This is a genomic window from Streptomyces sp. BBFR51 (assembly GCF_044591655.1).
Taxonomy (GTDB): Bacteria; Actinomycetota; Actinomycetes; order Streptomycetales; family Streptomycetaceae; genus Streptomyces.
In genome coordinates this window covers 1,153,400-1,175,569 of record NZ_CP172448.1, presented here as the reverse complement: position 1 = coordinate 1,175,569, position 22,170 = coordinate 1,153,400, and the positions used below count along the sequence as shown (strand labels likewise).

13 protein-coding genes are annotated in these 22,170 nt (G+C 73.6%); 7 read left to right on the top strand and 6 right to left on the bottom strand.

Annotation, left to right across the window (positions count from 1 at the left end; genetic code table 11):
• Window positions 1-96 precede the first annotated feature (96 nt).
• Window positions 97-7,557, top strand: coding sequence for an SDR family NAD(P)-dependent oxidoreductase (locus tag ACGH7X_RS05360; protein ID WP_399882131.1), 7,461 nt, complete (start codon window positions 97-99; stop codon window positions 7,555-7,557).
• A gap of 246 nt (window positions 7,558-7,803) precedes the next feature.
• Here ACGH7X_RS05360 and ACGH7X_RS05355 read toward each other — a convergent pair whose 3' ends face one another.
• From ACGH7X_RS05355 to ACGH7X_RS05345, 3 genes are read right to left on the bottom strand one after another with little or no spacing between them, the layout of a single operon-like run.
• Window positions 7,804-9,303, bottom strand: coding sequence for a tripartite tricarboxylate transporter permease (locus ACGH7X_RS05355; RefSeq protein ID WP_399882129.1), 1,500 nt, complete (start codon window positions 9,301-9,303; stop codon window positions 7,804-7,806).
• A gap of 1 nt (window position 9,304) precedes the next feature.
• The gene (locus tag ACGH7X_RS05350; protein ID WP_399882127.1) at window positions 9,305-9,877 is read right to left on the bottom strand and encodes a tripartite tricarboxylate transporter TctB family protein; all 573 of its coding nucleotides are present in this window, start codon (window positions 9,875-9,877) and stop codon (window positions 9,305-9,307) included.
• Window positions 9,874-10,860: a Bug family tripartite tricarboxylate transporter substrate binding protein gene (locus tag ACGH7X_RS05345; protein ID WP_399882125.1), complete on the bottom strand. Its 987-nt coding sequence runs from the start codon at window positions 10,858-10,860 to the stop codon at window positions 9,874-9,876. The genes ACGH7X_RS05350 and ACGH7X_RS05345 overlap by 4 nt, the downstream gene beginning before the upstream one ends.
• Before the next feature lie 250 nt (window positions 10,861-11,110).
• On the opposite strand from ACGH7X_RS05345, the gene ACGH7X_RS05340 reads away from it, so the two are divergent.
• Both ACGH7X_RS05340 and ACGH7X_RS05335 read left to right on the top strand, forming a co-directional pair.
• Window positions 11,111-12,757 carry an ATP-binding protein gene (locus ACGH7X_RS05340; protein WP_399882123.1) on the top strand — a complete coding sequence of 549 codons (1,647 nt, stop codon included), beginning with the start codon at window positions 11,111-11,113 and terminating at the stop codon, window positions 12,755-12,757.
• A complete protein-coding gene (locus tag ACGH7X_RS05335) occupies window positions 12,754-13,545 on the top strand; it encodes a response regulator (RefSeq protein ID WP_399882121.1) in 792 nt (263 codons plus the stop codon). The genes ACGH7X_RS05340 and ACGH7X_RS05335 overlap by 4 nt, the downstream gene beginning before the upstream one ends.
• Here the strand turns inward: ACGH7X_RS05335 and ACGH7X_RS05330 are convergent.
• Complete coding sequence (locus ACGH7X_RS05330) at window positions 13,508-14,098, bottom strand: TetR/AcrR family transcriptional regulator (RefSeq protein WP_399882119.1); 591 nt, start codon at window positions 14,096-14,098, stop codon at window positions 13,508-13,510. The genes ACGH7X_RS05335 and ACGH7X_RS05330 overlap by 38 nt on opposite strands.
• 226 nt (window positions 14,099-14,324) lie before the next feature.
• On the opposite strand from ACGH7X_RS05330, the gene ACGH7X_RS05325 reads away from it, so the two are divergent.
• The 4 genes from ACGH7X_RS05325 to ACGH7X_RS05310 are packed head-to-tail and all read left to right on the top strand — an operon-like array spanning window position 14,325 to window position 19,195.
• Window positions 14,325-14,927: a 2Fe-2S iron-sulfur cluster-binding protein gene (locus ACGH7X_RS05325; RefSeq protein WP_399882118.1), complete on the top strand. Its 603-nt coding sequence runs from the start codon at window positions 14,325-14,327 to the stop codon at window positions 14,925-14,927.
• The gene (locus ACGH7X_RS05320) at window positions 14,924-15,916 is read left to right on the top strand and encodes an FAD binding domain-containing protein (RefSeq protein ID WP_399882117.1); all 993 of its coding nucleotides are present in this window, start codon (window positions 14,924-14,926) and stop codon (window positions 15,914-15,916) included. Before ACGH7X_RS05325 ends, ACGH7X_RS05320 begins: the two co-directional genes overlap by 4 nt.
• Window positions 15,913-18,072, top strand: a complete 2,160-nt coding sequence (locus tag ACGH7X_RS05315) for a xanthine dehydrogenase family protein molybdopterin-binding subunit (protein WP_399882116.1) — start codon at window positions 15,913-15,915, stop codon at window positions 18,070-18,072. Before ACGH7X_RS05320 ends, ACGH7X_RS05315 begins: the two co-directional genes overlap by 4 nt.
• Window positions 18,065-19,195 (top strand): XdhC family protein, encoded by a 1,131-nt coding sequence (locus tag ACGH7X_RS05310; protein ID WP_399882114.1) that lies wholly within the window; start codon window positions 18,065-18,067, stop codon window positions 19,193-19,195. Before ACGH7X_RS05315 ends, ACGH7X_RS05310 begins: the two co-directional genes overlap by 8 nt.
• Before the next feature lie 390 nt (window positions 19,196-19,585).
• On the opposite strand, the gene ACGH7X_RS05305 is transcribed toward ACGH7X_RS05310, so the two are convergent.
• Both ACGH7X_RS05305 and ACGH7X_RS05300 read right to left on the bottom strand, forming a co-directional pair.
• Window positions 19,586-21,364, bottom strand: a complete 1,779-nt coding sequence (locus tag ACGH7X_RS05305; RefSeq protein WP_399882112.1) for a glycoside hydrolase family 15 protein — start codon at window positions 21,362-21,364, stop codon at window positions 19,586-19,588.
• Window positions 21,361-22,164, bottom strand: coding sequence for a polysaccharide deacetylase family protein (locus ACGH7X_RS05300; protein ID WP_399882110.1), 804 nt, complete (start codon window positions 22,162-22,164; stop codon window positions 21,361-21,363). Before ACGH7X_RS05300 ends, ACGH7X_RS05305 begins: the two co-directional genes overlap by 4 nt.
• Window positions 22,165-22,170 lie beyond the last annotated feature (6 nt).

The window sequence follows — 22,170 nt, the reverse complement described above, 5'->3', positions numbered from 1 at the left end:
GACCTTCACCCCAATGAGTGGCAGACATTGGCTTTTCATTCCCGCGATGCCTTTAAATCCGCAAGAAGTCTGCAATCGGCGTGAAAAGGCGGAGACGTGACAGAGCGGCAGCGTGAACGGTCCGTAGCGGTGGTGGGCGTCGGTTGCCGGCTTCCCGGAGGCATCACCGACCTGGACGGCCTGTGGTCCGTGCTGCGTGACGGGCAGGACATGGTCGGTGAGATGCCCGCCGACCGGCTGCCCAGGGACAGGATGGTCGACCCCGGGGCCGTTCGCCCCGGCCGCAGCTACACCGCCGCCGGAGGGTTTCTCACGGACGTCGCCTCCTTCGACGCCGCCTACTTCGGAATCTCGCCCGCGGAGGCGCGGCACATCGACCCCCAGCAGCGACTCCTGCTGGAGATGGCCGCGGAAGCGCTCGACGACGCCGCCATCCCCGCCGAGTCGCTGGCAGGATCGGACACCTGCGTCTACGTGGGGGTCTCCGACCCCGCCTACGGCACGACGCTCACCCTGATGCAGGACCACAAGAGCCCGCACACCATGCCCGGTGCCACGCTGTCCATCACGGCGAACCGGATGTCGTACGCCTTCGACCTGCGCGGGCCCAGCATGGCCATCGACACCGCCTGCTCCTCCGCCTTGGTCGCGGTGGACCGCGCCTGCCGCACCCTGCGCGAGGGCTCCAGCCGTGTCGCCCTGGTCGGCGGCGTCAACGTGCTGAGCAGCCCCTACTCCTTCGCCGGATTCTCCTACGCGGGCATGCTGTCGCGGCGCGGACGCTGTGCGGCCTTCTCCGCGGACGCCGACGGTTTCGTCCGCGCGGAAGGCGGCGCGGTGCTCGTCCTCAAGCGACTCGAGGACGCGTTGGCCGATGGGGACCGCGTCCACGCCGTGCTCGCGGCCACCGGCAACAACACCGACGGCCGCAGCACCGGCATGATCGTGCCCAGCGCCGAGGTCCAGGAGGCGCTGCTGCACGCGGTCTACGCGGAAGCCGGGATCAGCGCGGACGACCTGGTGTACTTCGAGGCCCACGGCACCGGCACCCAGGTCGGGGACCCGGCGGAGGCCGAGGCCATCGGCCGGGCGCTGGCCCGCCACCGGCGCGGCGGCCCCCTGCCGATCGGTTCGGTGAAGACCAATCTGGGCCACCTGGAGCCCGCCTCCGGGATGGCGGGCCTGCTCAAGGCGATTCTGGTACTGCGCCACCGGATCGCGCCCGCGTCGTTGCACGCCCTTCCGCTCAACCCCGCGATCGACTTCGACGGCCTCGGGCTGTCCCCGACGGTCGGGTCGGTCCGACTGCCCCCGGGGCAAGCGGCCGCGGTGGGCGTGAACGCCTTCGGCTTCGGTGGAGCGAACGCCCACGCCGTCCTGATCCCGCCCCCTTCCGCGCCCCGGCCCGATGCGGAGGGGACCCCGGGCCACGGGCCGTTGCCGCTGGTCGTCTCCGCACGCTCTCCCAAGGCGCTGAAGCAGCTGGCCACCGCGACGGCGGAGCGCCTGCGGGCCACACGGCCCGAGGACTTCTACGACCTGACCCACACCAGCACGGTGCGGCGCAGCGCCCACCCGCACCGCGCCGCGGTCATGGCCACCGACCCGCAGGACGCCGCCCGGCAGCTGGACCGGCTGGCGGCCGGAGAACTCGCCCGCGGGGCGATCGTGCGAGGGAACGCGCACGGTGGCATCGTCTTCGTGTTCTCCGGCAACGCCTCGCAGTGGCCGGGCATGGCCGCGGATCTCCTGGAGCACGAGCCGGTCTTCCGCGCGGCCGTCGAGGAGGCCGACGCCGCCCTCGCCCCGCACCTGGGCTGGTCGGTGGCCAAGGAACTGGCGTATCCCTCCCCGCGTACCTGGCAGCGGACCGAGGTCGCGCAGCCCGCCCTGTTCGTCGTACAGGTCGGCCTGACCGCGCTGCTGGCCTCACACGGATTGCGGCCGCGGGCGGTGGCCGGGCACAGCGTCGGTGAGGTCGCGGCCGCCCACGCCGCCGGGGCCCTGACCCTGGACCAGGCGGCGCTGGTCATCGCCGAACGCAGCCGCACCCAGGCCACTACGGCGGGCAGGGGCCGCATGGCCGCCGTCGGTCTGCCCGAGCAACAGGCCCGTGAGGAACTGCTGCGCTACGAAGGCGCGCTGGAGATCGCGGGCATCAACAGCGACCGTGCCGTGACCGTCGCCGGATCCGCGGATGAACTGGCCTCATGGGGCGCTGAGTTGGCCGGGCGCGGCGTGTTCTTCCGAGAGCTGGACCTGGACTACGCCTTCCACAGCCGTGCCATGGACCCCATCGAGGAACCGCTGCGCACCGCTCTGGAGGGGCTGACCTCCGGCACGGCCCGAATCCCGTTCGTCTCCACCGTCACAGGCACCCCGCTCAGCGGGCCGGAACTGAACGCGCGCTACTGGTGGCGCAACGTCCGCGAGCCGGTCCGCTTCGCCGAGGCCGTCACCCACCTCGTGTCCGAGGGCGCCGGCAGTGTGGTCGAGATCGGCCCGCACCCGGTACTGCGCCCCTACCTGCGCCACACGGACGTCTCCTACGTCGCGACCCTGCACCGGGACGGGGACGGCCCGCGCGAGATGGCGGGCACGGTCGCCGCGCTGCTCGCCGCCGACCCGACCACCGACTGGCGGCCGCACTTCCCCCGACCCGGCCGGGTGGCCGAGCTGCCCGCCTACCCGTGGCAGCACGAACGGTACTGGCACGGCTCCGCGGAGGACCGGCTCGCGGGCACCAGCGGCTCCGGCGCGCTCGACCACCCGCTGGTGGGCGAGCGGATGCCCGCGCCGCACCCCGTGTGGCACGGCACGGTCGAGCCTCAACTGGTGCCCTGGCTGGGCGATCACGAGATCGGGGACGACGTACTCATGCCGGCCGCCGCCTATGTGGAGATGGCGCTGAGCGCCGGCCTCCGCGCCATGGAGCGCCCGGTCGAGGTACGACACCTGGAGATCAGCCGCCCCCTGGCGCTGCCCTGGCCGGATCCGACACCGGTCGCCCTGCAGACCTCCGTCACTCCCGACGACGGCGCCCTGACCATCAGCGTCCGCGAAGAACACGGCGGCGAGTGCCGGCCCGTCGTACGAGCCCAGGTCCGCACCCTGCTCGGCACGGCACCGTCCCCCCTCGACGTCGACGCCCTGCGAGCACGCTGTCACCACGGTCTGGACGGTGCCGACTTCTACCGGACGTGCCACCGCGTCGGACTGAACTGCGGGCCCGCCTTCCAGCTCATCGAGCACCTGGAGGTCGGCGAGGAGGAGGTACTGGTCTCCTACCGGCTCCGCCACCCCGCCGACGCCTACACCGCCCACCCGGTACTTCTCGACGCACCGCTGCAGGCCACCGTGGCCCTGTCCGAACTCACGGCGGAATCCGCCGGCTTCCTACCGACGGTGTTCGGGTCCGTGCGCGTATGGCGTGCCCCCGCGTCCACCGGGATCGTGCATCTGCGCCGCCGCAGCCGCAGCGCGAACGAGATCTGCTGGGACATCACCTATGCGGACGCGGACGGCACGGTCACCGCCGAGATCGACGGCTGCCGTACCCGTCGAGGCGGCATGGCGGAGCACACCCCGCTGGCCGTCCAGCGCACCGTTCTGCGGGCCGCCCCGCACCCGGGCGCACCCGCGCTTCCCTCTCCGCTTCCCACTCCCGCCGAGGTGGCGTGCGCGGCCGGGTCCCGCATCACCGCGGCATGCGCCGCCCTGGACGACAGCGGCCACCACCGCTTCGTCACCGCCACCGAACAGACCGGTGCCCACTGGTGGGCCAAGACACTGCACGGCCTTCTCGCCGATCCGGCGGCCCCGTTCTCCATGCGTGACCTGGTGAGCGGAGGCCTCCGGCCCCAGCACCGCCGGCTGGTGCGGCTGATGATGCCCCTGCTGGTCGAGCACGGTCTCGCTCGCCCCGCCGGAGAGACCTGGCAGCTGACCGACGCCGAGATCCGCCCAGAGACACTGCTGCGCGGCCTGGTGGAGGACCACCCCGCCTTCGGCTCCGAGACACTGCTCCTCAACCGGCATCTGCGCCACCTGGCCGACGTGGTGCGCGGCCGCGTCGACGCACACGATCTGCTGCCGCCGGGAGACAGCGCGTACGAGCAACTCCGCGAGACCGCGCCGGCCCACCGCTTCACCCACCGTGCCGTGCAGGCCGTTCTCGGCGACATCGTCGCCCGGTGGCCCGCCGACCGCCCACTGCGTGTCCTGGAAGTCGGTGCGACCACCGGCGCCCTGACGGCCGCCGCACTGCCCATGCTGCCGGCCGACCGGACCCGCTACACCTGCACCGCCGCCACCGGCGCCGGTCTCACCCGCGCCGAACACCGCTTCGCCGGACACGATGTCGTCGACTACCGCGTCCTGGACCTGAACACCGACCTGACCGGCCAGGGCCTGCCCCGAGCCGGATTCGACCTCGTCCTGGCCGGCGACGCCCTGCACACCACCCACGATGTGGCCGCGACCCTGGGGCATCTGCACACCGTACTGGCCCCCGGCGGACATCTGCTGGCCACCGAAGCGCACCACGCCCAGCTGGACGCCCTGCTGTTCGGCACGGGGGAGGACTTCTGGGAGCGCGGCGATCACTCCCTGCGCCCCGTCTCCCGCATCCTCGCCCGCGAGCAGTGGGTACCGCTGCTGCACCGGTGCGGCTTCCCCGATCCGGTGCAGATCGGGCCCGAGGACCGTTCCGTCCTCCTCGCGGCAGCCACCCGCGGCCATGCCGCCGAGACCGGGGTACCGACTCCCGCCCCCGGGGGCTCCTGGGTCGTCGCCGTCGAGGACGACACCGAGACGCCGACCGCGCAGGCACTGGCGGCCCTGCTCGGCGAGGCCACCGTCTTCGCCGCGTCCGAGCAGGCCGAGGACTGGTCCGGGCTACTGACCGCAGCACCCGAGCCGCGCGTGGTCCTGCTGCTCGCCGAACCCGGACCGCGGCAGACCGTCGTCACCCTGACCACCCGCCGCGCGGCCCTCCTGCGTGCCCTGACCGCAGCCTGCGACAGCCTCCAGGGACGCACCAGCCCCCAGCTGTGGCTCGTCACCCGCCCGACCGGCCTGTTCCCTGCCCCTGAGCAGCCCACGCATCCGGACGACGCGGCCGCGTGGGCAGCATGCCGCACACTCGCCAACGAGCGCCCCGACCTGCGTGTGCGACGTCTGTCCTGGCAACGCACCGGGGCGACGGCCGCCGACGCACACCGTCTTGCGGCGGAACTCCTTTCCACCGCCAACTCCACCGACGTCTCCGCCGCCAACTCCAGCGACAACTCCACCGACAACGACGAGAGCGGTCAGGAGGACGAGATCGTCCTGACCGCGCACGGCCGCTTCGTGCCCCGGCACGTCCAGCACGCGGCGGACGAGCCCCCCGCCGCCCCCGCCGGCACGCCGTTCCTTCTGGACGTCCGCAATCCGAGCCTGCACCGACGGCTCGTCTGGCGGCGGACGGACCTGCCCGAACCAGGGCCGGGCGAGGTGGCCCTCGAGATGCGGGCCGTGGCTCTGAACTACCGCGACCCCATGCGGGCCAACGGCCTGCTCCCGCCCGAAGCGGTGGAGAACAGCCCTCTCAGCCGGGGGCTGGGAACGGACGGCGCCGGCCTGGTACGCGCCGTGGGAGAAGGCGTGCGCGGCCTCAAGCCGGGCGACAGGGTCTGCGGCCTCGTGCCCGCGGCCCTCGCCTCCCACGCGACAACGGCGGCCACCGCCCTCGTCCGCATCCCCGACGGGATGACTTTCGCGGAGGCGGCGACCTTCCCCGTCGCCTTCCTGACCGTCCACCACACCCTGGTCAACCAGGCCTGCCTCGCCCCCGGGGAGACCGTACTCGTACACGGTGGCGCGGGAGCCGTGGGCATGGCAGTCCTGCAATGCGCCCGCAACCAGGGCGCCCGCGTCATCGCCACCGCCGGCACGGAGACCAAGCGGGACCTGCTCCGCACGCTCGGCGCCGAACACGCCCTCGACTCCCGCAGCCTGGACTTCGTCCCCCGGGTCCGGGAGCTGACCGGCGGCCGGGGCGTCGACGTCGTGGTGAACTCCCTCAGCGGCGAGGCCATCGCCCACAACCTGGACCTCCTGCGCCCCAACGGACGGTTCGTCGAGCTCGGCAAGCGGGACATCTACCTCAACAATCCGATGACGCTGCGCCCCTTCCACCGCAGCCTCACCTTCACCGCCTTCAACCTCGACGCCGTCATGGAGTCCCCGGCCCTGCGCTCCCGTCTCGTCGCGGTCTTCGACGAACAGATCGGCTGCGGCGCCTACCGGCCGCTGCCCCACACGGTCTACCCCGCCGCCCGCGTCGAGGAGGCCTTCCACCTCCTGCAACACTCCCGGCACACCGGCAAGGTCGTCATCACGTTCGACCCCCTGGACGAGCCCGTCCTCGTCGAACCCGCCCGCGGCACCCCCACCCTCGACAACGACGGCACCTACCTGATCACCGGCGGGCTGAGCGGGCTCGGTGCCGCCACGGCCCACTGGCTGGCAGACCACGGAGCCCGGCATCTGGCCCTGCTCTCACGTCGCGGATCCGACACTCCCGAGGCGCCCGCCCTGCTCCGGCAACTCACCGACCGCGGCGTGCACGTCACGGCCCACGCCGCCGACGTCACCGACGAGACCGCACTGCGCCGGGTCATCGAGACCGTGGACGCCACAGGGCACCGGTTGCGCGGCATCGTGCACGCGGCCATGCACTTGGACGACGCACCGCAGTCCGAACTCACCGACGACCGGTTCGCCGCCGTGCTGGCGCCCAAGGCGGCAGGCGCGGCGCTGCTGGACCGGCTCACCACGGACCGCGGCCTGGACCTCTTCCTCACCTACTCCTCCGTCTCCGCCACCATCGGCAACCCCGGCCAGGCCGCCTATGCGGCGGCCAACGCCTACCTGGAAGCCCTCGCCCGGGCCCGGCTCAACGCCGGCAAGCCGGGTACGGCGTTGGCCTGGGGGCCCATCAGCGAGACCGGCTACGTCGCCCGCAGCGGCATGGAGACGGCCATGTCCGAACGCGGCCTCGAACTCCTCACCCCCGCCGAGGCCCTGAAGGCCGCCGGCCACCTCCTCGCCGCCGGCACCGACGTCGCCGGAGCGGGACGCTACCGCTGGGGAACCGCACGTCACCTGCTGCCCGCTCTGGCCACCCCGCGGTTCGCCGCCCTGGTGCCGTCCTCCGCCCTCGCCTCTCCGGACGGCCGGGACGAGCTCCTGGGAACGCTGGCGGGACTGCCGGCGGACGAGGCGGTGCAAAAGATCACCGACGTACTCGGTCAACTCCTCGCAGGAGTCCTGCAGACCGACCAGGCCGATCTGGACCCCACCCGCCCCGTCACCGACTTCGGACTCGACTCCCTGCTCGGCATGCAGTTCCTCGTCAGCGTCCGTGATCTGTTCGCCGTCCGCCTCGCGCCGGCGGATCTGGCCACCGGGCGCACGGTGAGCCACTTCGCCCGTCTGGTCCACCAACGCCTCGACCTCCCCGGGCGCGAGGCACAGGCGGGCGCGGCGAACAGGTTCGACGAGCAGCACTGACCCCCAGGTCCGACCGTCGTCCCTCGGGCAGCTGCCTTCATGGCGAGGGGGTCCACCAGCAGTTCCACCCTCCGCCCGGCGGGCTCCGGCGGCACGGGCCGGTGAGCGGTGCTTGGATGAGTCGGTCGACGGGCGGTGCGGTACGGCGCCGTACCCGTCCCCGGCCTTCCGGCCGCTCGACGGCCCGAGCCGCTCGACGGCTCGGGCCGTCGAGCGGCTCGGGCCGTCGAGGTGCTGGGCCGGGGATCAGGCGTCGGCCGGCCTGCGCTTGCGGACCACCAGCCGCTTCACCAGCGGCCAGGCCAGCAGCAGCACGATCACCGCGTAGACCGTCACCGCGAACGGCGTGTTGACCAGGCCCGTCACGCTGCCGTCGCTGATCTGCAGGGCCCGGCGCAGCTGCTGCTCGGCGTTCGGGCCGAGGATGACACCGATGACGGCGGGCAGGATGGGCAGGCCGTAGCGCCGCATGCCGAAGCCGATGAGACCGATGACCAGCAGGATCACCAGGTCGACCACCTCACCGCCGACCGCGTACGCGCCGACCGCCGCGAAGAACATGATCCCCGCGTAGAGGTACGGCCGCGGGATGCGCAGCAGCTTGGCCCACACCGGCGCCAGCGGCAGGTTCAGGGCGAGCAGCAGCACCATGCCGACGAAGAGCGAGGCGATCAGACCCCACACCAGCTCGGGTTCGCGCTCGAAGAGCAGCGGTCCCGGCTGGATGCCGTACTGCTGGAATGCGGCCAGCATGACCGCGGCGACCGCCGTCGTCGGCAGGCCCAGGGTCAGCATGGACACCAGCGTGCCCGCCGCCGAGGCCGACGCCGCAGACTCAGGGCCTGCCACGCCCTCGATGGCCCCCTTGCCCCATTCGTCCTTGTGCTTGGACAGGCGCTTCTCCGTGACGTACGACAGGAAGGTGGGGATCTCCGCGCCGCCCGCCGGGATCGCGCCGAAGGGGAAGCCGATGAGCGGACCGCGCAGCCAGGACTTCCAGGTGCGCTTCACGTCGGCGCGGCCGAGCCAGGGACGGCCCACCGGGATCGGCTCGGCCGCCCCGCGCCGCAGATGGGCCGCCACCCACAGCGCCTCGCCGATCGCGAACAGACCGACCGCGACGATCACCACGTCCACACCGTCGGCGAGTTGCAGCGAGCCGAAGGTCAGCCGCTGCTGGCCCGTCATCTGGTCCAGGCCCACCAGGCCGATCGTCAGACCGATCAGCAGCGAGGCCAGGCCCCTGACCCGCGACGAACCCAGCACCGACGTCACGGCGATGAACGCGAGCACCATGATGGCGAAGTAGTCCGGCGCGCCGATGTCCACCGCCAGGTCGGCCACCGTCGGCGCCAGCGCCACCAGCAGGATCGTGCCGATCATGCCGCCCGCGAAGTGACCGATGGCCGCGGCCGCCAGCGCCTGTGCGCCCCGCCCCGCTTTGGCCATGGGGTTGCCCTCCATGGCCGCGACCACGGCGGCGCTCTCACCGGGAGTGTTGAGCAGGATGGAGGTGGTCGAACCGCCGAACATCGCGCCGTAGTAGATGCCCGCGAACATGATGAACGCCGCGACCGGGTCCAGCCCGTACGTCACCGGCAGCAGCAGCGCCACCGCCATCGCCGGACCGATGCCGGGCAGGACGCCGATGGCCGTGCCGAGCAGCACACCGAGGCCGGCCCACAGCAGGTTGATCGGGGTCAGGGCCGTCCCGAACCCGTCCATGAGGGAGTTGAGGGCGTTCATGTCAGAGCACTCCCATCAGCGGACCGCCGGGCAGCGGCACCCCGAGCAGCTTGTCGAAGACGACGTAGGTGATCAGCGACACCACCGCGGCGATCAGCGGATCGCGGTCCACGCGGCGGCTGCCGAGGGCGAAGGCGGCGCCCCAGAAGAGCAGCGCACCGGCCACGGGGAAGCCGGCCGGCTCGATCAGCGCGGCGGCGCCGAGGAAGATCCCGGACAGCAGCAGCACCGTGCGCCAGTCGGCCGGTTCGGACAGGTCGATGTCCTCGCCGCCCTCGGCCTCGCCCCGGCCGCCGCGCAGGACGTCGACGGCGAGCAGCGCGGCGATCACCAGCAGGCCGATGCCGACCACGATCGGCACGGTCTTGGGCCCGACCGGCCCGCGCTGGGTGATGTCGACGTCCATGGTGAGCGCGTCGGTCAGGACGAGCGCGCCGAGCGCCAGCAGCAGTACGCACACGCCCAGTTCGGAGTGCTCGCGCAGCCACGAGCGCCGTCCGGCCGCCGGGGCGGGAGCGGGAGCAGGGGCCGGGTTCGGGTTCGGGCTCGCGGAAGAGCCGGTCGGCGTCGTCACAGTCCCAGCTCCTTCAGTACCGACACCACGCGCTTGTCCTGGGCGTCCAGGAACGCGCCGAACTTCTCACCGGTCAGGAAGGCGTCGTCCCAGCCGTTCTGGTCCATGGACTTCTTCCACTCGGGCGAGTCGTGCAGCTCCTCGACCAGGCGGGTGAGCTTGTTGCGCTGCGCCGTGGACAGGCCGGGCGGGGCCACGATGCCGCGCCAGTTGGTGAAGTCGACGTCGTAGCCGGACTCCTTGAGCGTCGGTGCCTCCTGGAGGTCGTCCACCCGCTCGGGACCGGTCACCGCGAGCACCCTCAGCTCGCCCGCCTTGATCTGGTCGAGGTACTCGCCGACGCCGGAGACGCCGAAGCCCACCTTGTTGCCGAGGATCGAGGCGAGCAGCTCGCCGCCGCCGTCGAAGGGGATGTAGTTGACCGTCTTCGGCGAGATCCCGGCGGCCTGCGCCATCAGCATCGGCGCGAGGTGGTCGGGCCCGCCCGGTGACGAACCACCGCCCACGGGGATCTTGCCCGGGTCCTTCTTCCAGGCGTCGATCAGCTCGTCGATCGTCTTGTACGGCGAGTCCTTGGCCACCACCACGACGTCCTGCTCCTCGGTGAGGCGCGCGATCGGCGTGGTGTCGGCGAGGGTCTTGGGGGCGTGGTTGGAGCGGACGGCGCCCACGACGCCCAGACCCATGGACATGGCGAGCTTGCCGTTGCCGTGCTCGCTCACCAGCCGGCTCAGCCCCACGGTGCCGCCCGCGCCGGGCAGGTTGAACACCTCGATGTTGTGCGTGAGCCCGGCGTCCTCGGCGTTCTTCGCGGCCGTGCGGGCGGTGATGTCGTAGCCGCCGCCGGGCGTGTTGGGAACCATGAAGCGCAGGCCGGGGATCTGTGTGCCGGAGTCGGAGTCGCTGCCCGAGGAGAGCAACGGGGGTCCCGCGAGCACGAGCACGGCGGCCCCGAGCAGGGCAAGGGGGGTGCGCAGGCGCACGAATGACACCACCTGTCGGTTGGGTAAATCGATACGGGGGAGCCCTGTGGGGGAGGGTGACGTGGGCCACATGGTGCCCGCGAGCCAGCCGCCTGTCTTCCTTGCGGAACCAAGGGAGGTTGTGTTCATTGCGGTCGCCGCTTCATTGCGAAGACGGCACATCCCTTTCCTTCGCCGCAGGTGGGCGCCATGATGGCGACCCGGCACACCCCTGCACCCCCTCCCTCCGTCAGCCGGGAACGAGTCCGCCGTGGCCCCCACCTTCCGCCGTCAGACCCTCGCGGGCGAGATGCTGGTCCTCCAGCTCGCCATCGTCGTGGTCGTCCTGCTCGCGGTCGCCGCCGTCTCGCTCGCCCAGTCCAAGGCCACCTTCAACCGTGTCGAGGGCCGCCGGGTCACCGCCCTGGCCGAACAGCTGGCCGCCACGCCGCTGGTCCGCAGCCAGCTGCTGCGCCCGGTGCCGCAGGAGGCCCTCGCCCCGCTGGTGAACTCCACGCAGACCCAGTCCGGGGTCACCTCCGTCACGGTGGCCGACGCCGACGGCCGCGTTGTCAGCTCCACCGACCCCACGCTGATCGGCGCCCGGCTGCCGCGCGGGGAGGGCGCCGGCGCCACCCGCGGCTGGTCGGGGCCCCTGACCCTCCAGGGCAGCCGGGAACTCGTCGCCCAGGTCCCGGTGCTCGGCGCCACCGGGCAGACCCTCGGCCGGCACCTCGGCACGGTGATGGTCGGTGAGGCCGACCCGACCGTGTGGCAGCGCCTCAGCGGCGCCTCCTCCTACCTCCTCGCCTACCTCGGCATCGCCAGCGGCCTCGGCGTGGCCGGCTCCTGGCTGCTGGCCCGGCGCGTCAAACGGCAGACCCTCGGCCTGGAGCCGCGCGAGATCGCCGGGCTCGCCGAGCACCGGGAGGCCATGCTGTACGGCATCGCCGAGGGCGTCGTCGCCCTCGATCCGCAGCACCGGCTCACCCTCGTCAACGAGATGGGCAGGCGCCTGCTCGACCTGCCCGCCGACTGTGTGGGCCAGAGCCTGGACGGTCTCGGCATCGACGGACGGCTGCGGGACGTCCTGGCCGGTGCCACCCCCGAAGCGGCCGAGCCGCGCGACGAGGTCGTCGTCCGTCACGGGCGGGTCCTGGTCATGAACCGCATGACCGTCACCAAGGACGGCCGCGCGCTCGGCTCGGTCACCACCCTGCGCGACCGCACCGAGCTGGCCCGCCTGGAGCGGGAGATCGGTTCCTTCCGCAGCACCTCCGAGCTGCTGCGCGCCCAGGCCCACGAGTTCGCCAACCAGCTGCACACCATCTCCGGGCTCATCCAGATCGGCGAGCAGGACGAGGTGGTGCGCTACATCCGCGGGCTCAGCCGGCGCCGCCAGTCCCTGGACGTCACCCTCAGCCGCCGGGTTCGTGACACCGTCGTCGCCGCGCTGATCACGGCGAAGTCCTCGCTCGCGGCCGAGCGCAGGGTCGCGCTGCGCGTCTCGGACCGCACGGCGCTCGACCGGCTCGCTCCGGAGGACGCCGCCGACGTGGCGACCGTGGTCGGCAACCTCGTCGACAACGCCGTGGACGCGGCCGCGGGGCCCGGTGACGGGCACGGGGCCTGGGTCGAGGTGGAGCTGAGGCAGGACGCCTCCAGCGTCGAGATCGTGGTCCGCGACTCCGGACCCGGCGTGGCGCCCGAGCTGGCCCGCGAGGTCTTCTCCCACGGCTTCACCACCAAGGCCGCCCGGCAGGGCGAGCGCGGCATCGGCCTGGCGCTGACCCGGCTGGTCTGCGAACGTCACGGCGGTGAGATCTCGGTGACCAACACCCCCGAGGGGGCCATGTTCACCGCACGCATGACCGTCAGCCACCTCACCGACGCGGTGGCGGAAGGAGCAGCACCATGACGGCTACGCGCGGCACGTCCGACGCGACCGCCCCGAGCGCCGCGCCCCTGGAGGCGCCCACCGGCGCCGCCCCGATCGGCGTGCTCGTCGTCGACGACGACTTCATGGTGGCCCGCGTCCACCGCGCCTTCGTCGAACGTGTCGAGCCCTTCCGGGTCGTCGGGGTCGCGGGCACCGGGGAGCAGGCGCTCGCCGCCGTCGCGGAACTGCGCCCCGACCTGGTCCTGCTCGACCTGTATCTGCCGGACGTCTTCGGCCTCGACGTCATCCCCCGGCTGCGCGCCGCCGGTCACGACTGCGACGTCATGGTCATCAGCGCGGCCCGCGAGGCGGACGCGGTGCGCGGCGCCGTGCGGCACGGCGTGGTCGACTACCTGCTCAAGCCGTTCGAGTTCGAGGACCTGCGGGTCCGCCTCGAGCGCTACGCCCTCCAGCGGGGCCGGCTGCTCGGCACGGTCGTGCGCAGCCAGGCCGACGTCGACCGCGTACTGGCCGGAGCCGCGGCGCCGGCCGCGCCGGTCCCGACGCTGCCCAAGGGCATGAGCGTGGAGACCGCCGAGCTGGTCGAGCGCACCCTCCGGGAGGCCGACGGCACCCTGTCCGCCAGCGAGTGCGCGGCGCTGACCGGCATCTCCCGGGTCAGCGCCCGCCGGTATCTGGAGTACTTCCACACCGTCGGCGGCGCGGACGTCTCCCTGCGCTACGGGGTGGCCGGCCGGCCCGAACGCCGCTACCGCTTCCGGGGCGCGGTCACCGGCCCGGCGCTCCCGCCCGCAGTCCGTCCATGACGAAGTCCAGGAACCGGGTGACCCGCGGCTGCCAGTCCTCACCGGGATCGACCAGCCACAGGCCGCCGAGGACGAGGAAGAAGTCGTCCGCGGACACGCCCGGGCGGATGGTGCCGGCCTCCTCGTTGGCCCGGAGCAGGAGATCGGCCGCCTCCGTCACCGGGGCGGGTTCCGGTTTCGCCGGCCCTCCGGGCGCGCTCGTGACCAGCCGGATCGCGTCCGCCAGACCGGCCTTGGTCATGGCGAACCGGGCGAGGTGGTCCAGCCACTCGCGCAGGGCACGCTCGGGTTCCCGCCTGGCCAGCAGCTGGGGCGCGGCATCGGCCACCTGCTGCATCTCGTAGCGGTAGACCTCCAGGACGAGCGCCTCGCGGTGCGGGAAGTTGCGGTAGAAGGTGCCCTGTCCGACGCCCGCCTTCTTGGCGATGGCGCTCAACGGGGCGTTCGCGCACCGTGTCAGTTCCTCGGTGGCCACACGCAGGATGCGCTCGCGGTTGCGCTGTGCGTCCGAGCGCAGGGGTGTGTCCGGCTTGTCCCTCTTCGGCGGCGGCACTCGTCCTCCTTCCGGGTTCGTGGCCGAATCCCGTTCTTGCTAACCGGACAACTGTCCGTTACGTTTCCAGTGAGCGGACAGTTGTCCGGTTACCCGCCCCACTCTAGCGGCGGACGCGGCCCGCGGAACCGGCCGGTGGCCATCCGGCCACGCATGCCCCCCACTGCCCACAGCCCGAGCGCACAGCCCGATTTTCCCTGTCACCGAAGACCAGAGAAGGCTGACCATGGCCCCAGCGCCCTCGTCGACGTCCAGCGCCGTCACTCTGAACATCAACGGCGAGAAGCACCAGCTGACCGTCGACCACCGCACCACCCTGCTCGACGCCCTGCGCGAGCGTCTCGATCTCACCGGCACCAAGAAGGGCTGCGACCAGGGCCAGTGCGGCGCCTGCACCGTCCTGGTCGACGGACGTCGCGCCGTGTCCTGTCTGAACCTCGCGGTCGCCGCCGAGGGACGCGAGATCACCACCATCGAGGGCATGGCCGACGGCGACCGGCTGCACCCGGTGCAGCAGGCCTTCCTCGACCTCGACGGCTACCAGTGCGGCTACTGCACACCCGGGCAGATCTGCTCGGCGATCGCCGTCATCGAGGAGCACGCGGCCGGCTGGCCCAGCGCCGCCACCGACGACGTGCGGCCCGAGGCCGGACCGCCGGCCCTGACGCCGGACGAGATCCGGGAACGGATGAGCGGCAACCTGTGCCGCTGCGGCGCCTACGTCTCCATCGTGCAGGCCGTCACCCGTGCCGCCGAGGCCCACGAAGCCGCGGCCCACGACATCGACCACGCCGGCCAGGACGACACCGCGAAGGAGACGGCCGCATGAGGGAGTTCGGATACCAGCGCGCCGAAGACGTCTCCGGCGCCGTGGCGCTGCTCGCCGCCGACCCGGACGCCCGCTTCCTGGGCGGTGGCACCAACCTCGTCGACCTGATGAAGACCGGCGTCGAACGCCCCGCCCGGCTCGTCGACGTCCGCGAACTGCCGTTGGACGGCATCGAGCCGACCTCGGACGGCGGCCTGCGCGTCGGCGCGACCGTCACCAACAGCGACCTCGCCGCGCACCTTGAAGTACGGCGCCGCTACCCGGCGCTGACCCAGGCGGTCCTGGCCGGCGCCTCCGGGCAGCTGCGCAACATGGCCACCGTCGGCGGCAACCTGCTCCAGCGCACCCGCTGCGGCTACTTCACCGACCTGAGCAAGCCCTGCAACAAGCGCGCCCCCGGCAGCGGTTGCTCCGCGATCGCCGGCGAGCACCACAACCACGCCGTGCTGGGCGCCTCCGACCACTGCGTGGCCGTGCACCCCTCGGACATGGGTGTGGCCCTCGCCGCCTTCGACGCGGTCGTGCACTACGAAACCCTCGACGGACCGGGCGAGTTGCCGCTGGCCGACTTCTACCTCCCCGTCGGGGACACCCCGCACCGGGAGACCGCCCTGCCGCCCGGCGCGCTGATCACCGGCGTCACCCTGCCGCCCGCCCCGGTCGCCGCCCGCTCCCGCTACCGCAAGGTGCGCGAGCGCGCCTCGTACGCCTTCGCGATCGGCTCGGTCGCTGCCGCGCTCGACGTCGAGGACGGCGTCGTGCGCGAGGCCCGGCTGGCGTTCGGCGCGGTCGCCTCCCGGCCCTGGCGGGCCCGCGCGGCCGAGGCCGTGCTGACCGGGGCACCGGCCGACGGCGAGACCTTCGCCGCCGCCGCGGACGCCGAACTCGCGGCCGCCAGGCCGCTGCCCGACAACGGATACAAGGTGACCCTCATGCGCAACCTCGTGGTGGCCGTCCTGACCGAACTCGCCGAGGAGGCGGCCCGATGACCACCGCCACGAGCGGCCGTACGACCCTCCGGGGCGTCGTCGGCACCGCCCACACCCGCGTCGAGGGCCGCGAGAAGGTCACCGGAGCGGCCCGCTACGCCGGAGAGATCCCCTTCGCCGACCTCGCGCACGGCTGGCTGGTGCTCTCCACCGTCGCCCGCGGCCGCGTCCGCGCGATCGACACCGAGCCCGTCCTCGCCATGCCCGGCGTACTCGCCGTCATGCACCACGGCAACGCCCCGCGCGTCGACACCGACTACGTCGGCCTGCTGGGCATCCCGCCGGACCCCACCTGCGCCGTCTTCCAGCAGGACCGGGTGCACCACGTGGGCTGGCCGGTCGCCCTCGTCGTCGCCGAGACGTCCGAGCAGGCCCGGGAGGCCGCCGAGGCCCTCGTCGTCGCCTACGACGAGGAGCCGCACGACACCGCGCTCACCGCCGACCACCCGGGCGCCCACCCGGCCGGCGGGGTCATGCCCGCCGAGACCGCCAAGGGCGACCTGGCGGCCGGCCTCGCCGCCTCCGCCGTCGTGGTCGACGAGGAGTACACCACCCCCGAAGAGCACCACAGCATGATGGAGCCGCACGCCGCCACGGCCCTGTGGGACGGCGGCCGGCTGGAGGTCGTCGACTCCAACCAGGGCACCACCTGGATCCAGAGCGAGCTGGCGAAGATGTTCTCCCTGGACGAGTCCGCGGTGCGGGTGCGTTCCGAGCACATCGGCGGCGGCTTCGGCAGCAAGGGACTGCGCGCCCACCAGGTCGCCGCCGTGATGGCCGCGACCGAGCTGCAACGGCCGGTGCGCGTCGTCATGACGAGGCGTCAGATGTTCTCGCTGGCCGGCTACCGCAGCCCCACCACGCAGCGGGTCAGGCTCGGCGCCGAAGCCGACGGCCGGCTGCTCGCGCTGGAGCACCGCTCGCTGAACCAGACGTCCACCGTCTACGAGTTCGTCGAGCCCAGCGCGGGTGTGGCCCGGGTGATGTACGACGCCGACGCCCACCACACCGCCAACGAGGTGACGCCGCTCGACGTGCCGTCCCCGACGTTCATGCGCGCGCCCGGCGAGGCGCCGGGTTCCTTCGCGATCGAGTCGGCCCTCGACGAACTCGCCGAGCGCTGCGGCGTCGACCCCATCGAACTGCGCCTGCGCAACGAGCCCGAGGTCGGCCCGGTCTCCGGTCTGCCGTTCAGCAGCCGCAACCTGGACGCCTGCTTCCGCGAGGGCGCCCGGCGGTTCGGCTGGGCCGAGCGGGACCCGCGCCCCGGGGTGCGCCGCGACGGGCGCTGGCTGCTGGGCACGGGCACGGCCGCCGCCTCCTTCCACTCGGGCGCCGGTCCCTCCACCGCCCTCGTGACCGCGCAGGCGGACGGCGGCTTCACCGTGCGGATCGCCGCCGCCGACATCGGCACCGGCGCCCGTACGGCGCTCACCCTGGTCGCCGCGGACGCGCTGGAGGTCACGCCCGACCGGGTCGGCGTGCGCATCGGGGACAGCGACTTCGGTCCCGCGATGATCGCGGGCGGCTCCATGGGCACCCGGTCCTGGGCCTGGGCGATCACGGAAGCGGCCCGCGAGCTGCGGGAGCGGCTGGCACTGGGCACGACGATCCCGCCGGAGGGCATCACCGTACGATCCGACACCACCCCCCTGCTCGGCGCCCTCGCCCAGAAGGAACGGCACTCCTTCGGGGCACAGTTCGCCGAGGTCGCGGTGGACACCGCCACCGGCGAGGTACGGGTGCGCCGCATGCTCGGCATCTTCGCGGCGGGCCGCATCGTCAACCCGCTCACCGCCCGCAACCAGCTCGTCGGCGGCATGGTCTGGGGCATCTCCATGGCCCTGCACGAGGAGGCGGTCCGGGACCGGTCGAGCGGCGGCCTCTACGCCCCCGACCTGGCCGGCTACCACGTGGCCACCAACGCCGACGTGGGCGACATCCAGGCCGACTGGGTGGACGACCCCGACCCCGACGACCCGGTCGGCATCAAGGGCGTCGGCGAGATCGGCATCGTGGGCGCCGCGGCGGCCGTCGCCAACGCCGTCCGGCACGCGACCGGCGTCCGCCACCGGAACCTGCCGATCCGGCCCGACCGCGTGCTGTCGGCGGGGGTGGCGGGGGTGCCCACGCTCGGGGGCGGCACGGATGCTTGACATCGCCGACGAGCTGCACCGCTGGCTCGCGGAAGGCCGGGAGTTCGCGGTGGCCACGGTGGTCTCCGTCGGGGGCAGCGCGCCGCGCGGGCCCGGCGCCGCCCTCGCCGTCGACAGCGGGGGCACGGTGATCGGCTCGGTCTCCGGCGGCTGTGTGGAGGGCGCGGTGTACGAGCTGTGCTCCGACGCCCTGCGCAGCGGCGAGAGCGTGCGCGAGCGGTTCGGCTACAGCGACGAGGACGCCTTCGCGGTCGGGCTGACCTGCGGAGGGATCATCGACGTGCTGGTCACGCCGGTCGGCGCGGACGCGCCGGAGCGGGAGGTGTTCCGGGCGGCGCTGGCGACCGCCGCCCGGGGCGGGACCGCGGCCCTCGCCCGCGTCGTCGAGGGCCCCTCAGAGCTGCTGGGCCGGGCGCTGCTCGTCCGTCCCGACGGCTCGCACGAGGGCGGGCTCGGCGGCCACCCGGACCTGGACCGCACGGCGGTCGCCGAGGCCGGGGCCCTGCTGGACGCCGGCCGTACCGGCACGGTCGGGCTCTCGGAGGACGGTTCGCACTGCCCCGGCGGGCTCACGCTGCTCGTCGAGTCCAGCGTGCCGCCGCCCCGCATGATCGTCTTCGGCGCGGTCGACTTCGCGGCGGCGCTGGTGCGGGCCGGGAAGTTCCTCGGCCATCACGTCACCGTGTGCGACGCCCGGCCCGTCTTCGCCACGCCGGCCCGCTTCCCGGAGGCCGACGAGGTCGTGATCGACTGGCCGCACCGCTACCTGCGGAGCACCCCGACCGACGAGCGCACGGTGCTGTGCGTGCTCACCCACGACGCCAAGTTCGACGTACCCCTGCTGACCGAGGCGCTGCGGATGCCGGTCGCCTTCGTGGGGGCGATGGGCTCGCGCCGCACCCACGAGGACCGGAACCGACGGCTGCGCGAGGCCGGACTGAGCGAGCACGAGCTCTCCCGGCTCCGCTCACCCATCGGCCTGGATCTCGGCGCCCGCACCCCCGAGGAGACGGCGCTGTCCATCGCGGCGGAGATCGTCGCGGCCCGCCGCGGCGGAACGGGCGCACCCCTGACGGGCGGGGCCGCACCGATCCACGGGGACCTGACGGGGGCGGCGGCCTGACGAGAGCGGGGCCGGTGGCGGTCGCCCGATGGGCCGGGACAACCGCCGGCCGCCGGGCTTCCCGCGGAGGCGGTGGGGCCGCCGGGCCCGTACGACGGCTCTCGGCGGTCCCGGTGGGCCTCCTTGCGAGGCGGCCCCGACGACCGCGGCCGCGACGGCGGCCCCGACGACCGCGGCCGCGACGGCGGCTCCGGGACGACCGCGGCCGCGACGGCGGCTCCGGGACGACCGCGGCCGCGACGGCGGCTTCGCGACGGCGGCTTCGGGGCGGGGTCCCTCGCCGCGCCCGCGGACGTGGTGTGGGCCGACAGAATGCTGCTCGGGCCCGATCGCCGGGCGCCCCGATCTGATGGCCACCGGCGGCCAGCGGGCAGACGCCGACGGCAAGGCTCAGGGCAGCGTCGACTCGCCGGCCAGGCGGACCGCGCACTCCAGCATCAGGGCGTGCACGAAGGCCTGCGGGAGGTTGCCCCGGAGCTGGCGCTGGCGCACGTCGTACTCCTCGGCGAACAGCCCGGGCGGTCCGCACGCCGCCCGGGTGCGCTCGAACCAGCGGAACGCGCCGACCCGGTCGCCGACCCGGTGCGTGGCGAGCGCCATCGTGAAGCCGCAGAGCAGGAAGGCCCCCTCGGCCTCACCGAGCGGCGCCCCCGAGTGTTCGAAACGGTACAGGTACCCGTCCTCCGCCAGCCGGGACTCGACGTAGGAGCGGGTGGCGGCCCCGTCGTCGTCACCGAACGTGCAGCCGCGGGCCATCGGCACCAGCAGCGCGGCCTCCGGCCCGTCATCGTCCTCGGCCCGCCGCCAGCGGCCGTCGGCGTCCATGCACCGGCGCCGGGTCTCCCGCAGCACCGTGTCGGCGAGTTCGGCGCAACGCCGCCCCGTCGCTCCGGGCAGCACCTGCGCCATCCGCCGCAGCCCGCACACCACGCTGAGCCGCGAGTGGGTCCACCACCGGTCCTCCAGCTCCCACAGACCGGCCTCCGGCTTCAGCCACTGCCGCTCGACGACGTCCACGGCGACGACGGCGGCCCGTTCCGCCTCCTCGGTCAGCCGGTCGTGCGCGGCCGCCGCGGCGAACAGTTGCAGCGCCTCGCCGAAGGTGTCCAGCTGGAACTGCGCGCCCGCGTCGTTGCCGACGTGGTCGCTGCCGCCGGGGTAGCCGGGCAGCCGCAGGGAGCGGTCCTCCCCGACCGGACGCCCGTCGACCGTGTAGGCGGGGCGTACCTCGTCGCCGTCCGCGAGGATGCGTTCGGCGACGAACCGCACGGCGTCGTCGACCAGCGGGTGGGGCCCGTGCGCGGCGACCGCGAGACCGGCGTAGCACTGGTCGCGCAGCCACGCGAAGCGGTAGTCGTAGTTCCGCCCGCTGTTGGCCCGCTCCGGCAGCGACGTCGTGGCGGCGGCGACCATGCCGCCGGAGACGCTGGTCAGCCCGCGCAGTACGGCGTACGCGTGCCGGGCGTCGCGGGGCGCGACCAGCCGCGAGCAGTCCGGCACGGCCTGCCGCCACTCCCGTTCCGTGGCCCGCCACAACGCGTCCGCGTCGAGCGGTTCGCTCTCCCGCCCTTCGGACAGCTCCAGTACCAGGTCGTGCGTCTCGCCCTCGCGCAGCCGGAACCCGCCGCGCAGCCCGGCACCCTCCCGCCAGACCGCCTCCGGGGCCCCGGCGAGCCGCATCCGCAGCCCCTCCGCCTCGGCCGTCCACACCCCGTGTTTCTGCCGGGGGTCGCGCATCCGGGCGGCCCCGAAGCCGGGCCGCGGATCCAGCCCCAGGTCGAGCCGGGCCTCGCCCCGCTCCACCCGCATGCGGCGCAGCAGCACGAGCCGGTCGGTGCGGGCCGGCAGGGCCAGGGCCTCGCGGCACTCGATCACGCAGTCGGCGGTCACCCACCGGCTCACCCGGATCAGCGTGCCCTCCTCGTAGGAGCCGCCCCACACGTGCCAGGGGTCCGCCGGCTCCACCGTGAAGTGCCCGGCTCCGCCGATCAGCGCGGAGAACACCGCGTCGTCGTGCCACCGCGGGGCGCACAGCCACACGATCCGGCCCCGGGGGTCCAGGACCGCCCCCCGCTCACCGTCGGCGAGCACGGCGTACTCGCGCAGTGCCCAGGGCGGGCAGGACAGGTCCGGTGCCGCCGCGTGCAGATCGTCGCTGCTGTCGTTCATGACGCTACGGCTGTCCCGGCGCCGGTGACCGAAACGGCGCCGCCGTCCCCGTAGCCACCCCGCCCTCCGCCCACCCCGTGCTCGCCCAGCGGACCCACCGACAGCCCCGCCTCCCGGCAGTCGCGCACGATGTCGGGCAGGGCGCCGAGGCCGGCCCGCCAGCTGTCCGGGGCGCAGGCGTGGTCGGTGTCGTGGAGGAGGATCGTGCCGCCACCGCGCAGGTCCGCCGCGACGGTCGCCCGTACCGAGCGGGGTGTGGCGTCCTGCCGCCAGTCCTTGCCCCACGCCGTCCACAGCACCGGCCGCAGCCCGGCCCGGTGAGCGGCGGCCCAGCGTCCGGAGGTGAGAATGCCGTAGGGCGGCCGGTACCACCGCGGGACACGACCGGCGGCGTCGCCCACCACGTGGACCGCACGCAGCAACTCGCGCGCGTCCCGGGCCGGCGACGGCCACCAGGGGCGGTCGTGGGCCCAGCCGTGGACGGCGAGTTCGTGCCCGCGCCGGACCAGCTCACGGGCCACCGAGGGGTGTCGCATCGTGTTCTCGCCCAGGACGAAGAACGTCGCCCGCACCCCGAGCCCGTCCAGTACGTCGAGGAAGTGCGGCGTGGACGCCGGATCGGGGCCGTCGTCGAAGGTGAGCGCGACGTGGCCGGGGCTGCCCTGGCCGGCCAGGCCGGGGAACCGGCGCCGGCGCAGCCCCGGGAGCCAGGTCGCGGCCGGACCGATGTGGGCCAGCGCGACGGCGACGGCCGGTACGACGGCGTACACCGCCCGTCCGGCGTGAAACCCCTGACGCATCGTGGT